Raw genomic sequence first — 16,561 nt, forward strand, 5'->3', positions numbered from 1 at the left:
CGCATGAGAATGTTGGATTATTATTTCGGAGTTCGTTCCAAACCTTCGTTCCAGCACCCTGATTTTAAAGCATCGTCAGCTTGGCATATCACTACCCGAACTGATGACTTTTACCCTTACGGCGCAAACTCAAAGCCGCCGCCCAAAATCTCTTAAAAAAAATAAGGGATATAACCCACAATACGCGAAATAACACACTCTGCATAGCGTTATAGCCATCTAAAACCCCAGAAAACCGCCACACTTATTACTACTCCACCCTATCAAACAAAACAGCCTATCGCATTGTTTTATATGAACATAACCATAGAAAAACACTAGCAACCCTTGCTCAAATATATTTTGGCGCATGTTTTGCTTTATAAATAGTGCTGCACCCACCTGGGCGCAGCCACCAAGTCGCCACACTCGTCGCAAGGCGGGGCCGGAAAGCTGCGGATCTGATTCAGATAGTCGAGCTGCCTCTTATGAGCGGGTAAGAGAAGGGTCTAGCCGGTCGAGATTCATACACCGACAACTACCCATAGCGCTCGCTCACTGGTCAGGAATAGTTTGTTGTATCACCTGATTAGCTAAACCCGTTGTTTAACTCACTACGCAAGCAAGCCCGGTATTTAAAACTCTTTGGACGGTCTCTCTCGCAACCATAGCGTAGCGTGATCAATTCAGGAATATTGAAATACATAGCGGTTTTAAGGCTGTTCAAATTGCGCGGGAAGCCATCGGCCCAGCACTTACCGTACGCAAAGGACCGGAAAGTAAGAGGCTGACATCGCGGCATCCGGCGCAGGTGCGTTAGGCAACGACTCGCAAAGGGAATTGCGAAACATTGAATGTCGCCGGTAAAACCTACCGGTAAAAATCTTCGTCTTACTATGAAAGGAATTGAAATATGTCTGTTAACACGAAACATGCGCCTGCCTTGAAAAAGGTCGCTGCAACACTTGCTATTTCACTTTTAGGCCTCGGCAATGTACAAGCCGAGACCGTAAACGGCACCATCTATAAAACCGTCGACCCGGTTCACGGCGCCGGCACCACAATCGATTTCTACTCGTTCTCCTTGTCATCAGCTGCCAATGTGATAATCGATGTCCTGGCGAATGAAGGCTACGCAGCGGGCTGGGGCGCGCATCCCGGCGCGTATGTCGATATAAACGGCGACGGCGAACTGACACTGGCAGATAGCCAATTCCGCATTTTTCAGGACACAGTCTCACTGACTACCGAAATCGTCAGCGGCGACGACAGCCCAGCTTACACCATACCCGGCAATACCGGCGGATGGGCCGATGGCAGCTTGTTGAGCCGAGACTCCTACCTGGCTACTGCATTGGACGTGGGCAATTACATTATTGCTTTTGGCGATTACTCTCTAACCATCGAAGAAGCTGTGCTGGGCTTCAACAAGGGCGACACCATCACCGGTGCGACCGGCGTCAACCCGATAACGGGCGCCACCGGTCAGGATCATTTCGATTATCAAATTACCCTGACCGCCACCGACTACGTCACCGGAGCCAGCCTGCCTTTGACCATCACCGGCGAGGGTGTTAGCGCAGTGCCGGTGCCAGGGGCCGTTTGGTTGTTCGGTTCTGCATTAATGGGATTCAGTGTATTAGGCAAACGCCGCACCGCGTAACCCCGGCAAACAAGAGCGAAAAGGTCAGCCGACATCAGCTGTCGACTCACCCCTCGCAATGCATGTCTAAACCCTTTGGAGATGTCTATCTTTTGGCTGCCAGGCCCGAAATACTCAGACAAATCCAAATTAAACAGCAACTTAAATCTACCACAATCGTAAACAACGATGTGGTAGATATTGGAGACACTCAAAAATGAACATCGATTTACAAACTATTTTTAAAATCACCCTATCGTCCGCCGCGCTAACCCTTGCCGTTGCTCAACCTGCGACGGCGGCTTGGTCAGGCGCCGATAACACTCTCGAGCTGGGCACCAGCATCTCAAACCCTAGTTTTAATTCCAGCAATTTGGGCTTCGCGGGCAATCCGTCTCTGTCCAATGATGGTTGGGGCATGCAAGGTGCATTTACCAACTTCTATTTGAGCTCATCAGCCCAATCCGTGACTGTCGACGCGCGTTCGTCCGCCGCAAACTTTCCGGCCTTTTCAATTTTCAGAACCAATGTGGCTTATTCGGGTGAAACGGTCGGCGTCGATACACCGGCTGAGCTAACCGGCCAAATTCACAAATTTAACTCGGTCGGCCAAGCCGGCGATCCAGGCATTATGTGGGCAACCGGCGCGGACGGCATTGTCGAAACCCTGGGCTACGTCAGTTCCTCAAGCAAAAACTACGTTAACTCTTTCGGCGGCGTCATCGACTCCGGCGCCCACGATGTCAGTATCGACAATCTGTATGAAACCGGCGTATCCGGCACTATAGGCGTCACCGGCAACCCTGCTTTTGCCAACACCAAAAGATTCGCGACCTTGACACTGAACGACTTGCAAGCTGGCTGGTATGCCGTGTTCGTCGGCGGTGCAGACGTCCTCGGAAGCAGTGCCGGCATCTCTTTGAACATTTCCGCGTCGGCCGCCCCTTCTACCTACACACCGGCGGCGGTGCCAGTACCCTCCGCTGTCTGGCTGTTCGGCACGGCACTGGCCGGCTTTATAGGCAGAGGCAAACGCAACGCTAAAGCGTAAGCCAACACCCAGCAGATAAGCCGATGTTCCTATAAAAAAAGGAAGCTTGGCGAGGGACTTCGCCAAAGGAATAAGGATGGCCGATAAATTACGCTGTGTGATTTATCGGCCTTTTTTATAGCTTGAGCCCGCTGATGCGGGCGTTTTGGCCGTATTTGTTGCCAACCAACCATTTCTCAGTGGAGTTTCACCATGACATTGTTTCGTCATAGCCAATTAGCGATTGTTTTAGCCGGAGGTGTACTGCTCAGTTTCAGCGCCGCCGCGGTCGAATTGGCACTAGGGCCCATGCCGATAAGCCTGAAGCATTTGCCCGTTCCGCCTGTTCCCGGACTACTGGACGGCCCGGACCCTATTGTCGTCAACAAGAATGCCGCGATTGCCTTGGGCAAAGCGCTGTTCTGGGACACTAACGTGGGTAGCGACGGCATGGCCTGTGCGTCCTGCCACTTCCACGCCGGCGCCGACGGCAGAGTAAAAAATCAGCTTGCTCCGGGCGGCCAATCCAGCCCTTTAAGCGATCAAACATTCAGCAATGCCATGACGGGTGCATCGTTGGGACCCAATCACACCCTCAGCATTGGCGACTTTCCGCTACATCAACGGGAAGATCCATTCCAAGAACATTCTGCGGTCCTCTACAACACCGACAATGTAGTCGGCTCGTCCGGTACTTTCGGTGGTGAATTCAGAGCCGTGGACCGCTACACAGCGCCTAACGACACCTGCAGCCGCAGCGTGGACAGCCTGTTTCATGCCGGCGCGGTCGGCACCCGCAAAGTCACGCCGCGCAATGCGCCCAGCGTGATCAATGCGGTGTTTAATCATCGCAATTTTTGGGACGGCCGCGCCAACAATGTGTTTAACGGCAGCAGCCCTTGGGGCGACCGAGATCCCGACGCCGGCGTCTGGGTAAAACAGAACGCCACGACGCTAATTAAGCAGCGCCTGCATTTAATCAATTCCTCGCTGGCGTCATTAGCGGTAGCTCCGCCACAAAACACTACCGAAATGGCCTGCCGCAACCGGACCTTGATGGAACTCGGTAGAAAGCTGCTGTTACGCCGCCCGTTGCAAAACCAAAAAGTACATCCTGAAGACAGTGTATTGGGACCTTACAGCCTCAATAGCAAACCCGGCACGAACACTCTGTATAAGCTGCTGATCATGCAGGCATTCAATCCCAAATACTGGTCGTACAGCGGTAACCCGCCAATTCCGGCCCCCAAAGGGTTTGCGCCCTATAATCAAACCGAAGCCAACTTTGGCATGTTCTTTGGCCTGGCCATCCAACTCTATGAAAGCACATTGATTTCGGACGAATCGCCCTTCGACAACAGCGCCCGCGACACTGGCAATCAACCCATAGAACTCAGCGCGTCGGAATTGAACGGCTTAAAACAATTCCGAAAAAATCAGTGCGCGCTCTGCCATTTAGGACCCAACTTCAGCGCGGCGTCGATCAACGCCAATGCGGCCATTGCCAAAACCCATCCGGAAGCCTTCGGTGAACCGACTTTCTTCATCAGCGCATCCACCAATGTGGTCAATCGCATACCATTGCTTATCAAAAACACCCCAGTCACCGCATTTTTCGATACCGGCTTTTCTTCCACAGGCGTCACCGAAGAAACGGCCGATATTGGCGCAGGCGGCGTCGACGACTTTGGCAACCCGCTATCGTTCAGCCGACAATATTTACAACATTTGGCGGGCAATAATGCCGCTGCACTGGATGAAGATGTCACTAAAGTGAGAGCCTGCGATTTTCAGGAAGCCCTTGCTTTAAATATCAAACTGCCTTATTCACTGCCGAGCTTGTTTACCATCACCGACGGCATAAGACCCCAGCCACAAAGCACGGAGAACTGTTTCCTGCCCGCAAACAATGCCTTTTTGCCCACGACCGCTGCCGCCTTAGCGGAGTTGAACAAGCCCAATACCCGGAAAATGGTAGCGTCTGTCGACTCGACATTTAAAATCCCCTCGCTACGCAATATCGAGTTAACCGGACCATACATGCACAACGGCAGCATGGCCACCCTGGAACAAGCGATCGAATTTTATTCGCGAGGCGGAAATTTTGCCTACGACAGCAAACAAGTTACTCGGGTATTTCCGCAGCCCAATCTACAACTGGATGCGCAAAACCGAGCCGACCTGATCGCCTTCCTGAAAACCTTGACCGATGAAAGAGTCCGCTACGAAAAAGCCCCCTTTGATCACCCCGAAATCAAAATACCCCACGGCCATGTTGGCGTGGAGCAGACAGTAAGCGGCGGTAATCCGCTGGGAGCCGTTCTGGGTAAAGATGAATTTCTGACCATTGACGCGGTGGGCGCCCAAGGCAATTCATCACCGATACAGCCTTTCGAAGCATATTTGGCACCCTAACGCGGTTTAAATTTCAGCCCACAGTCACCGGCTAAGGCCGGTGACTTCCAATCCATGCAAGGCTAAAAAAGGTAATAACAGCACCTTAGCTAAGCCACACCGTTATGCATGGCAAGAAAACTAGCAAACACCGGCTTCTGAAAAGGGGGATTCCTAGAAAATGGCCCCTATTTATCGGCAAAACGCCGCGATCAATCATTCCCGTAATTTGTCCACGCTCAGCACTGAGGCATTCTCAGTCGCCGGCATGCAGATTATCCAGGGCTGCAAGCTGTTTGACCGCAACAGGCTCTTTACCCAGTTGCAAGCCACTACGGCCGTTTAACTGTGCTTGAATGCCCGCCACGATGGACAAGGCAATCTCTTCCGGGGTTTGCGCGCCGATGTCCAAACCGACCGGGCCGAATACCCGTTCGGCTATCAATGCCGCATTGTCGCCCAGGCTTTGCAGTAATCGTTGTTTGCGATGCGCCGGACCCAGCAATCCGATAAACGGCACCCGGCAATGCACGATGGCTTGCAAGTAGCGCTGATCGTATTCGACGTTATGGGTCATCAGCATAATGGCATTGAAGCGATTTAAATCTAGTTGGGACGCGACCTGATCCGGCATCAGATGCAATAATTGATCGGCTAAAGGAAAACGCTCGGGTTTGATATGCGCGGGCCGGTGATCGACCAAGGTGACGCGCCAACCCAAGGATTTGGCGTAGTTCACCAGTGGTATCGCGTCGGCGCCGACCCCGAATATCAGCAACTGCCAGGGCGGTTGCACCGGATCGTAAAAGACTTTGATGTCCTGGCCGTCAAGCGGATGGGTTTCGATACGCGGTTTTTGTTGCAGTGCCGTTTGCAGCGCCGCCGTGGCAAACGGAAACGGCGCGCTGGGCAAGATCGGCTGTTCGCCGACGATGGCAGCCGGCAAGAACTGGCTGCGGCCGGACGGAAAATCCGCATGCGCGGACTCGAACACTGTCACCAATACCCCATGCGCTTGGGCTTCGGCGGCTTCTACCAACTGACTCAACGGACTAAAATCCTGCTCGGCTTTTAATAACTGCAGCAAAACCCGGACAGCGCCGTTACAACCCAAGCCCAAACCCCAGATTGCATCTTCGCCGGAACGCATATCGTAAAATACGGTTTTGGCTGCGCCGGTTGCGAACACCGCAGCAGCCTGCTCCACCAAGTCCCGCTCGAAGCAGCCGCCACCCAGCAAACCGACCAACTCGCCGGCCTGGGTAATCAGCATCCGCGCGCCGGCCTTTTGGTAAGTCGAGCCAAAGGTTTCGATAATGGTCGCCAGCACGCTGTCCTGCCGGTCGCGTTGCAGTTGCCGATAGGCTTCGAGCAGATGATTGATGTTATGGGCCATGATTTACTCGCTTGCGGGTCTGCCGGCGATTGTACTAGCCATATCAACTCCAGCTCAAATCGGTACGCAATAACGGCAATTGCCGGATCCGCACACCGGTGGCGGCGAAGATCGCATTGCACACCACCGGCGTCATTTTCTCGTTTTACATTTAGGTTAAACAGCTTCGCTCATATCGGACATTCGTAGCCATCAGTGTCGGGACCGCCATACCACTTTGCGCGCAGACGAACCGCTCGATTTCCAAACGTCTCCCGAGCAATTTATCGCGGCAACTCGCCGATTATTCTGCCATTAACCTAACGTCGCCCCACCGTCAATCACTAAATCCTGAAGGGTGATATGTCCGGCCCGATCCGACAACAGAAACGCCACGGCGTGAGCTATATCGTCCGGTTGGGCCAGTTTGCCGAGCGGAATCCCTAGCCGATGTTGCGCCAAGGAGCCCTCGATGACTTGCGCGGCGCTACCGGCACCGGCGCGCCAGAAGCGGCGCTGCATGTCGGTTTCGGTGGAGCCCGGCGACACCAGATTGCAACGAATGCCGTATTCCGCCAGTTCCAAGCCTAAACAGCGGGTGAATTGCGCGGCGGCCGCCTTGGATGCAGCGTAGGCCGCCATACCGGTCCTCGGCGTCGATGCAGCATTGGAACCAACCGTCACAATAGCCCCGCGCCGCCGCTCGCGCATCCGACGAGCTACCGCGCGGCTTAGCGCAAATACACCGTGACAGTTTACGGCAAAGCTTTCCAGCCAGTCCTCGTCACTGGCATCCACTACATGACCGGGAAGCAGCACGCCGGCGACATTCACCAGATAGTCGATTTCACCGATTTCCGCTTCCACGCCAGTGATCGCGGACTCGATGCCGGCGCGGTCGCGTAAATCCAGCGCCAGCGGATATAGCCCCGGCATCGACTCATAAACCTTACGCAAGGCGTCGGCGTCGATGTCGATGGCAACCACGGTCAAGCCCTCGCCGGCCAACCCGGCGGCTACCGCCTGGCCGATGCCCCGCGCGGCACCACTTACCAGTGCAACGCCGGGGCGCAAACCGAATCCGGCACTAGGTGACGACTGTCTTGCCAGTTTCATGATTCGGCCGTGGCAACCGGCGTAAGACGATCCGCCGTCGTTGTCGATGCCCCCTGCGACGCGCCGAAACGGTGTAAGCCGGCCAGCAAGCACAAGCTCACGCAGGTGACACCTGCCGCCAGCCAGCCGACGCGATCAAAATGCTGCAATACCGCGCCATCCCCGCCGGTCATCCAGCCCGCGCACCAGGCTGCTAAACCGGATGCGGCCTCGGTGCTCGCGGTATTCACCGCCATGTAGCGGCCCCGCAACGGTGTCGGCACTCTGCCAATCAGCCAAACCGAGGCCGGAATAGACCGAGTGGAGGTTAAAGCCATAAACAACACAAACACCGCCGTCGTTTGCCATAATGGCCCCGGTTGTAACTGAGTCAACCACAGATGCGGAATGATGCTGGCGACCATCAATACAGCCAGAATCCCGGCGGCACCGAAACGATCCACCGCACGGCCAATACCGCGCGCCACAACGAAAGTCGCCAATCCGGCGCAAAGATAAATCCAGGACAAATCACGTAAATCAACACCCAATGTGCCGTTCAAGTGCGCGCCCAGATAAGGCACGATCAGAAAACCGGCAAAAACGATGCAAAAGCTCAACACCCAACCCAAGGCCAGTGCCGGCGAACGCAAACTCCCGCGCCCGGCACCGACACTAACGGGTGCTCGGGGTAAGGCCCGGTACAATCTTAGCCACCACAAGGCAGACAGTGCCGCAACCGCTAAAAAAGGAATTCGCCAGCCGCCCAACGCCGCCAATCCCAGGCCGGAGGGCACACCGATCACGGCACACACGCCGAAGGCCGACATAATGGTACCGATGGCCTGGCCGCGGCGCTCGGGCTCGATGCGGTCGGCTATCATCGCCATCATGGTTGCGTTCATCAACCCGGCGCAGGCACCTGCCAACGCCCGAGCGACCAGCAATTCGCCGAATTGCCCCGCAAAACCACAAGCCAGCGTGGCGACCACAAATCCGGCGTACAAGGCCAACAAGGTGCGCTTGCGGTCGCCGCGATCAATCCATCGACCACCGAGCAGACTGGTCAGCGCCGAGGCCAGTGTATAGACACCAACCAGGGATCCGAAGCGCGCCGGACCCATGTCGAAATCGCGCATCAACGCCGCGCCCAGCGGCATCAGCACCATATAATCAAGTAAAAGCGTGAATTGAAGTACCGCAAACAACAGCACTAAACGACGCTCCGCTAGACTAGCCGACGCTTCGGCGGACGGGCCGACCGAAGCCATGCTCACAGGCAAAGGCTGCGCTTGCGGCAACGGCAAATCGGCTTGTCTTACCGGCACGACGACAGGTGTACCGTCGGGTGCGCTCAGGATATGGCTATCGATGCCGTAAAGCTGCCGCAATAAAACCGGATTCAATACATCCACCGGGGAACCGCAGGCCGCTAGTCGGCCGTTATCCAAGGCCACCAACCAATCCGCATGGCGCGCGGCAACTAGGTCGTGCATTACCACCACCACGGTGCGACCGGCATCCGCCAACGCCCGCAACAAGGCGATCAATTCCAGCTGGTGCCCGGGATCAAGCATGCTGCCGGGTTCGTCCAGCAGCAGGACCGGCGTGGACTGAGTCAGCATCATCGCTATCCACGCGCGTTGCCGCTGCCCGCCGGAAAGTTTGTCCAACGGTTGTCCAGCCAATTCCGTCAAGTCGGTAAGACGCAAGGCCTCGCATCGGGCGGCCTCGTCTTCTGCTGACCAGCTCGCCATCCAATGCCGATGGGGGTGGCGTGCTAGCGCCAGCAAATCGTTTACCCTCAGTCCAACCGGTGCTTGCGGAAACTGCGGTAAAAAACCCACGCTACGTGCCAAGTCGGCGGTTGAGAATAGTTGCAAATCGTCGTCGCCGAGCTGGATACATCCTGAATCGGCTTGATGCAGACGAGCCAGGCAACGCAGCAAGGTACTCTTGCCACAGCCGTTGGCGCCGACAATGGCGGTCACCCGTCCGGCCGGAATTTGCAGGCTGAGGTCGCGCAATACGGGTTCCGCACCATAGCCGGCGATTACTTGGTCAACCCGAAACTCCAACATTACCCGGCTCCATAAGCTTTCGGCCGCATCAGCAACCACAATAAAAAAGGACCACCCAAAAAACCGGATACGACGCCGACGGGCACTTCGACCGGTGCGGCCGCTATGCGCCCGAGCAAGTCTGCACCTGTGACCAGTACCGCGCCGATACTGGCGGAACACCATACCGGTATGCCGCCGTCCGGCGACAATCGCTGTGCCAGCATCGGCGCGGCGAGCGCGACGAAACCAATCGGCCCGCCGACGCCCACTGCGACGCCCGCCAGCGCGGCGGCCAGCATCAGCACGGTAAAGCGCAGCTGACCTAAATTGACCCCCAAACCGCGAATACTGTCGTCGTGCAGACATAACAGCGCCAAAGCGCGGGAAATGACCCAACAGACTGTCAGCAAGATGCCGAGCAGCGCCGCAGCCACCGTGACCACAGGCCAGGCGCGTCCGGCTAAACTACCCACACTAAACGCATACAGACCGGTGGCATGGAAGATGGGCAATGTCGCCAAGGCAATGTCAAAGCCGGCGCGCAGTAAACTGGCAATGCCCAGCCCGACCACGAGGACCCGGTAACCCCGCGTACCCACGCCGCCGGCGGCCAGCAAGGTGAATACAGCGGTGATCAGCGCACCCGCCACCGCACACCACCACGGGCCCAACAAACCGGACGGATTTAGAATCAAACTCAGGGCCAACGCCAGTAATGCACCGTCGTTGATTCCCAAAACATCGGGACTGGCCAAGCGATTGCGCGTCAAGTTTTGCAATAGGGCGCCGGCGGCGCCGAGCCCGATGCCAACCACGAGTGCCGCACATAAGCGCGGCAAGCGAAATTGCGTCACCAGCGTGGACAGCCAGTCGGACCCAGGGCCAAACAAGCCGGCATACACTTGCGATGCCGACAAGCGTGGCGTGCCGGCATCCAGCGCGGCATACGCCAGCACCAGCAATAGCGGTATCAGCGCTAGGCGGCGAGCAGCCTTGGTCATCGCTCAGTTCCGGCCGGCATTAAAGCCAGTGTGGCGTCGCGATTTACCATCCAGATCAGTAAGGGCGCGCCGATGCCGGCCAATACGGCGCTAACTGGCGCTTCGAACGGGGCAAGCAACAAGCGCGAGCTTAAATCAGCCGACAGCATCAGCGCCGACCCCAGCAAAATAGAATAGGCAAGTTGGGAGGTGATCGTCACGCCGGCCAGCGTCCTGGCGCAATAAGGGGCGATTAATCCCAAAAACGGAATAGGGCCAGCAAGTGCTACGCTGGTGCCGGTCAACAGTGCCACGACCACCACCGCCCCCACCCTAGCCGGAACGGGTCTCTGACCCAGCGCGCGCGCCAGATCATCGCCCAAGGTCAGCGCCGATAACGGGCGCACCAGCGCCATGGCCGCCGTCAAACCGACGCCTATCAGCACTAGGCCGGGCCAAAGTAAGCCGGCATGCGGATGGGCTAAGGAACCCAGCAACCAAAACCGATAACGATCCAGATTGGCGGTGCTGACCAAGGCCAGCCACGCCGTCAGACTATGGCAGGTGGCGGTGAGCGCCAATCCGGCCAACACCAGGCGTAAAGGCGATGACTGGCCGCCGCCGGCACGCGCCAACAGCAAGACCAAAAGACTGCCCAAGCTTGCCCCACCCATTGCCCAGCCGATCTGCGCAGCAGGACTTTGCCCGGCAAACCAAGCGATACCGAGCGCCACCCCAAGTGCGGCGCCACTGTTGACACCCAACAACCCGGTTTCAGCGAGTGGATTGCGCGTGACGGTCTGCAACAAAACCCCGGCTGCGCCCAATGCCGCCCCCAGGGCCAAGGCCTTAAGTAGGCGGGGCAGCCGCAATTCGCCCAGTACCAGATCGACATGGGCGTCGCCGGACGCCCCTAGCAGCCAATGCAGACTGTCTTGCCAGCCGACACCACCTGCGCCAAAGCTTAACGATGCGAAGGCCAACAACAACACGGAAAGTGGCAACAGAACACCTAAAAGAGCGGCTTTAGGCGCCTTCACGATCCGCTCTCCACCGCGTGAAATGCCGATACCACATCTTCAAGGAGCGTTTTGGCAGCCAGCGGACCACCGATGACCGTCCATAAAGCCGCATCCACTTCGCGCACTCGATGCAGCCGCGCTGCCCGCAATTCCGCAAAAGCCGGTTCGTCTCGCAAGGCGGCGACGCCGTGCGGATCGGGTGCAAAATTACCTATGAACAACCAATCGCCGTCGATGTCGGCCAACACTTCCCGGCTTAACGGCGCTCCATGTCCGGCACCGGGTTGACGTTGGGCAGGAGGCCGAGTCAAACCCAAATCTGTCAGAACCCGCCCGGCAAACGCATCGCCCAGCATATACATGGGTCCGTTAGGCGTAAGCCGAACAATGCTCACCGATTCACCCCAGTGCGCTTTCAGCTGCTCTCGCAGGCGGGCAGCCAGCGTACGATACTCTTCGAGTACTTGCGAGCCGGCCTGCTGCCGACCCACCGCATCCGCAATACGCCTCACGCTGTCTTGCCAGTGTTCACCAGGATAAAAGCTGACTACGGTCGGCGCAATCGCGCGTAGTTGCTCCAGGAATGCGGGATCGCTCTGACCGCCGGCCAAGATCAAATCCGGGCGTAGCGCGACGATGCGGTCCAAAGACGGCTGGGCGAAATCACCTACGCTGTCTATCCCATTCACCCGTCCCCCCAAATAGCGCGGCGGGTGCTGGCTGCCGCGACCGTTGCTGGCACCGACAGGCCGGAGACCAAGCGCCAGCGCGGCGTCCAAATCCAACTCGCTCAATGCCACCACACGTTGCGCCGCTTCTGGCACGCTTACCGGTCGGCCGATGGCATCGATTAACTCACGAGCCCCCTGTTCCGGCGTAGCCGGCGGCGGGCCATCGCATGCTGCCAATAGTAATATCAGCACAATCCTTACCCTAAACATAGGTCTTTTCATGTATTCCCATCCATGTAGCGGTGCCGCTCGTCGTGGTAATCCTCTTCACTCCAACCCCGACACCAATAGGGCACTGTATAAAGAGACGCGGGGGATAAACCTCGTTCGCGCAGCAGGTATTGGCGAATGGCGAGCACAGAGGCGCTCTCGCCGGCTATCGTCGCGAATACCCGTGCCTCCGCCGGCCAACGGATTTGGCGGACTGCGCCCGTCAACGGGCTCGAAGCGCGCGCATGCAGCCAGTGCAACTGCACGCCCGGCGGATGCTGCAACACCAGTTGATCCGCCGCGTCCGTCACTTCGATCAAGGCCGCTCCGATTGCCGTGCCCGGTAGGGTTTCCAGTACCGCCGCGATAGCCGGCAGGGCGGTTAAATCGCCGGCCAACAAATGAAAATCGGCCGCGGCACTCGACAACGGGGGACCGCCCACGCCGGCAAGACCGATAATGTCGCCGATTGCGGCACGGATGGCCCAGCGCGAACCGGGACCCTCGTCGCCGTGCAGCACGAAATCGACATCGAGCAAATTCTCGGCAAAATCGACGCGGCGCAGGCTATAGGCACGCGCTACGGACCGGAAGCCGTCCGGCCACTGCGCGTCGCCGGTCGAGTTCGCGCCTGAAACAGGTAGCAGCAATTTGAGATGCGCGCCTGGCCCAGCATGAACGATGTCTTGCAAGGCCTCGCCGTGAAAACGGATTCGGCGTAAACGCGGACCTAAACTGAGTGTTTCCCGTACAGTTAAGCGCTGAGGAACGCGGGTAAATCGGCTACGATGCGTACTAAGGGTCGTCATGCAAAAAATCGAGTGGTTAAGCTGACGTGGGATTATACGGTCGGCCACGGGCTAACTGGGACGCGGGGCCGTGGATTGAACGGCTGGCAAAACAGCATGCATTTTTTGCAAAGATAGCTTAACAACGAGCGCGCAAGCTGCCAGGGGGAGTGCCAAATTGGCGCCGGAAAGCCGTTGCGAAGTTGCCGGCGTTGGTGTAACCGGCCAAATGCGCCGCTTCGCTGACGCTGACACCGTCGCATTCCAATGCGTGGCGCGCATGATCCAGCAGCCGGCGACGCTGATACGCGAACACACTACTGCCGGTGTATTGGCGAAAGTAGCGCTGCAGGGTACTGGGACTCATGCCGATGTGCTCGGCCAAGGCCTGCATCGACCAGCCGTCGCCCTCTCCGCTATCGAGAAAGGCGCAAAATTCGGCCAATCGCCGCCGTTCGCGCGGCCTAAGCACGCACTCCGGCTCCCGGTGGCCGTCCGTCAGCGCCGCCAAAGACTCGGCGGCGATATCCAAGCAGCGACTTTCCAAGCATAGGCTCATCAGCGGCGTGCCGGAGGCGCACAATTCGAACACGCTAGCCGCCAAAGTCCGCAAGCGCGCAGACAAACGCCACTGTTGCGCCGCCAGATGAGTACCTCGCAAGTGGTTCAGCCCCGGGTGTGCGGATAGTACGTGTTCGTGCTCGGCCAGCCAGCGGGTACCGAACGCCAAACTCACCACCTTCCGCCGCGCGCCGCGCCGCAACTGACGGGAAAAGCACTCGCGCCGACTTAAAGCGACGACCAGTCCGCGACGATCGCCGCCTGCGCCTAGCAAAAAACGTTGATCGCCGTAGCTTACATCCGCTTCGCCAGCCAGCGGCAACACGATCAACAGCCCAGGCTGCAACGTTCCCGTCACTTCCATATCGAGTTCGTCTCGCACATCTGAGGCGTACAGCGACAAATCGGGCTGCAGCTGAAACTCTCGCAGCCGACCACTGACTATCGGGGAGCCACTGGGAGCCAAGGATACAGCCGCACCTCCAGGGGTGCTTAGACCCGGTCGCGACAGGGCCGAGCAGTCGATCTTGGATGAGGTGAGAGTTGATAGTCGATTCATAGGATTGTGTCCGAGTAATTCATGAATGATGTTCCAAGCCGGCATCTGCGCGGCCCGCAAAGGAATCCGATTCCCCCGCAAACGCGCACGCTTGCTTTGGGTCGGATAATAGCAGCCACCAATGTTAATGTAAATCATTCCTATTTGAAGACTAACCATGAAAACCACCTCCCCTGTCGGTTCGAAACTTACTCTCCCCTTAACTTTACTTTTACTCGCAGCAACCGAACACTCCTTGGCCGGCTCGAATGAAGCGGACACGGATAAGACTGTCGTCATGGACACGATTAACGTGACCGGTAAAGCGGTCAAAACTGATACAGACACCGAAACGGTGGAAGACACACCCTCGACGTCGATCAAGGACGTATTCGAAAAAAATATCTCGGTCGGCGTCGGCGGCCCTACCGCGACATCTCAAAAGGTGTTTGTCAACGGCATCGAGGAAACCAATCTCAACGTACAGATCGACGGTGCCCGGCAGGTAAACAATATATGGCATCACAACGCAAACCTACTGATCGACCCCGGCGTGCTAAAAGCGGTCAGCGTGGATGCCGGCGTAGCAGCGGCGGACGCCGGCCCCGGCGCGCTAGGTGGCTCTTTGCGCTACGAAACCAAAGACGTCGATGACATGTTGCAGCCCGGACGGGATTACGGTGCGTTTTTAAGCGGCGGCTTCGCCAGCAACCTAGACACCTTTACCAAATCCGGCGCTGCCTACGGGCGGTATCGCAATGTCGAAGCCATGGGCTATGCCTCGCACGCCGAAGGCGGCAACTACGACGCCGGCAATGGTGATCCAGTCCAGGGCACCGGCACCAACCTGTTGAGCGCTTTAGGAAAACTAGCCTACACCGCGGAGGGCGGACACCGTTTCGAGGCCTCGGCTCAGCATCTTTCAGACGACGAAATTCGACCGTTCCGCGCCAATTTCGCCGCAGTGCGTGGTCAGACCTTATTGTCGGAAAATATCTTCAACCGCAATACCGCGAACTTCAAGTACAGCACCCGGCAGCCGAGCAAGTTTTACGATCCGGAGGTTCGCTTTTACTATAACGATACGTCGCTTTCCCGACCGAATCCGAACGGCGGATTTCGTCCCGGCTATTTCGATTCCACCATCGAAAGCTTCGGGGCGACGGCGTTGAACCGCATTAAAACGCCGTTGGGCGAACTCAGCGCCGGCATGGATTTTTATCAGGATCGGGCGCTAACCGATAACTTTCGCGATGCTTCGATGACCGAAACAGCCCGAAATTTAGGCGGATTCGCGCAATTACGCGGTGAGCCCGCCGACTGGCTTAAATTTTCCGGCGGCGTCCGTCTTGATTCTCAAGAATTCGAATCGGTAGACCGGAAACTGTTCGACAATACCGGCGCCAGCCCCAACGTGTCTATCGGCATCACGCCCTTGCCAGACTTGACGCTGAACGGCAGTTATTCCTATGTCTTCGGCGGCATCCAACTGGCCGAAGCAGCACTCTTCCACACCATGCCGTATTCGGCTTATTCCGCCGATCTTGCGGCGCAACGCTCCACCAACGCCAAGGCCGGGCTCAGTTACCGCTTGGCAAGCGTCAAGTTTGAGGGCGAAGTGTTTTCGACCCGAATCCAAAATACGCCGGCATATCAAGAGGGCGACGACAGTTTCGTCCGGGTTAACGGCCCGGCAGTCAAAACCGAAGGCTTGAATCTAGGCGTAGGCTATCAACGCGCAAATGCCGATTTCGGCGCGCATTACACCAACACCGAAGTCAGCTACGATCATTCTCAACTCGGCACACTGGCGTTCTACTTAGGCTCGCCCGTCGGCGAAATCATCAAGCTGCACGCCGCCTATGCGTGGTCGGAACTAGGGATAAAAACCGGGGTAAGTTCGGAAATCGCCCTGAAGTACCGCTTCGCACAGGATTCGGGCAATCGCGATCTCAACGGCTATCACACCTACAACGTATTTGCCCAATGGCAGCCGAATTTTTACCGCGGCCTGACGCTGCGCGCCGAAGTCAACAATCTCACCGATGAAGACTATACGGATCGCTACACCGCCGGTACCGCAGTCGGATTCATTACGCCGCTGCAAAATCCCGGCCGTAGCGTACTAGTTTCAACCAGACTGGAGTTCTGAA

General features: G+C 57.3%; 12 protein-coding genes and 1 riboswitch. Of the genes, 4 read left to right on the forward strand and 8 right to left on the reverse strand.

Annotated features, from left to right (window positions below):
* Positions 1–391: 391 nt before the first annotated feature.
* Positions 392–466: riboswitch (cyclic di-GMP riboswitch) on the forward strand.
* A gap of 426 nt (positions 467–892) precedes the next feature.
* The 3 genes from JWZ98_RS12455 to JWZ98_RS12465 all read left to right on the forward strand — a co-directional run bounded on the left by JWZ98_RS12455 (position 893) and on the right by JWZ98_RS12465 (position 5,066).
* Positions 893–1,642: a hypothetical protein gene (locus tag JWZ98_RS12455; protein WP_101052258.1), complete on the forward strand. Its 750-nt coding sequence runs from the start codon at positions 893–895 to the stop codon at positions 1,640–1,642.
* A 196-nt stretch (positions 1,643–1,838) separates the two neighbouring features.
* Positions 1,839–2,672: a hypothetical protein gene (locus tag JWZ98_RS12460; RefSeq protein ID WP_101052257.1), complete on the forward strand. Its 834-nt coding sequence runs from the start codon at positions 1,839–1,841 to the stop codon at positions 2,670–2,672.
* A gap of 192 nt (positions 2,673–2,864) precedes the next feature.
* The gene (locus JWZ98_RS12465) at positions 2,865–5,066 is read left to right on the forward strand and encodes a cytochrome c peroxidase (RefSeq protein WP_205450294.1); all 2,202 of its coding nucleotides are present in this window, start codon (positions 2,865–2,867) and stop codon (positions 5,064–5,066) included.
* 235 nt (positions 5,067–5,301) lie between these two features.
* Here JWZ98_RS12465 and JWZ98_RS12470 read toward each other — a convergent pair whose 3' ends face one another.
* The 8 genes from JWZ98_RS12470 to JWZ98_RS12505 all read right to left on the reverse strand — a co-directional run bounded on the left by JWZ98_RS12470 (position 5,302) and on the right by JWZ98_RS12505 (position 14,429).
* Positions 5,302–6,441 carry an XdhC/CoxI family protein gene (locus JWZ98_RS12470; RefSeq protein WP_205450295.1) on the reverse strand — a complete coding sequence of 380 codons (1,140 nt, stop codon included), beginning with the start codon at positions 6,439–6,441 and terminating at the stop codon, positions 5,302–5,304.
* 294 nt (positions 6,442–6,735) lie between these two features.
* A complete protein-coding gene (locus JWZ98_RS12475; RefSeq protein ID WP_205450296.1) occupies positions 6,736–7,536 on the reverse strand; it encodes a 2,3-dihydro-2,3-dihydroxybenzoate dehydrogenase in 801 nt (266 codons plus the stop codon).
* The gene (locus JWZ98_RS12480; protein ID WP_205450297.1) at positions 7,533–9,596 is read right to left on the reverse strand and encodes an MFS transporter; all 2,064 of its coding nucleotides are present in this window, start codon (positions 9,594–9,596) and stop codon (positions 7,533–7,535) included. The genes JWZ98_RS12475 and JWZ98_RS12480 overlap by 4 nt, the downstream gene beginning before the upstream one ends.
* Positions 9,596–10,579: an iron ABC transporter permease gene (locus tag JWZ98_RS12485; RefSeq protein WP_205450298.1), complete on the reverse strand. Its 984-nt coding sequence runs from the start codon at positions 10,577–10,579 to the stop codon at positions 9,596–9,598. The genes JWZ98_RS12480 and JWZ98_RS12485 overlap by 1 nt, the downstream gene beginning before the upstream one ends.
* A complete protein-coding gene (locus JWZ98_RS12490; protein ID WP_205450299.1) occupies positions 10,576–11,598 on the reverse strand; it encodes an iron ABC transporter permease in 1,023 nt (340 codons plus the stop codon). The genes JWZ98_RS12485 and JWZ98_RS12490 overlap by 4 nt, the downstream gene beginning before the upstream one ends.
* Entirely contained in the window at positions 11,595–12,533 is a 939-nt protein-coding gene (locus JWZ98_RS12495; RefSeq protein ID WP_205450300.1) for an iron-siderophore ABC transporter substrate-binding protein, read from the reverse strand. The genes JWZ98_RS12490 and JWZ98_RS12495 overlap by 4 nt, the downstream gene beginning before the upstream one ends.
* Complete coding sequence (locus JWZ98_RS12500) at positions 12,530–13,330, reverse strand: siderophore-interacting protein (protein ID WP_205450301.1); 801 nt, start codon at positions 13,328–13,330, stop codon at positions 12,530–12,532. Before JWZ98_RS12500 ends, JWZ98_RS12495 begins: the two co-directional genes overlap by 4 nt.
* Before the next feature lie 118 nt (positions 13,331–13,448).
* Complete coding sequence (locus tag JWZ98_RS12505; RefSeq protein ID WP_205450302.1) at positions 13,449–14,429, reverse strand: AraC family transcriptional regulator; 981 nt, start codon at positions 14,427–14,429, stop codon at positions 13,449–13,451.
* Positions 14,430–14,586: 157 nt separating this feature from the next.
* Here JWZ98_RS12505 and JWZ98_RS12510 point away from each other — a divergent pair, with 157 nt between their 5' ends.
* Positions 14,587–16,560, forward strand: coding sequence for a TonB-dependent receptor (locus JWZ98_RS12510; RefSeq protein ID WP_205450303.1), 1,974 nt, complete (start codon positions 14,587–14,589; stop codon positions 16,558–16,560).
* The last annotated feature ends 1 nt before the right edge of the window (position 16,561 follow it).

The sequence above is a fragment of the Methylomonas sp. EFPC1 genome, from assembly GCF_016925515.1.
Lineage (GTDB): Bacteria > Pseudomonadota > Gammaproteobacteria > Methylococcales > Methylomonadaceae > Methylomonas > Methylomonas defluvii.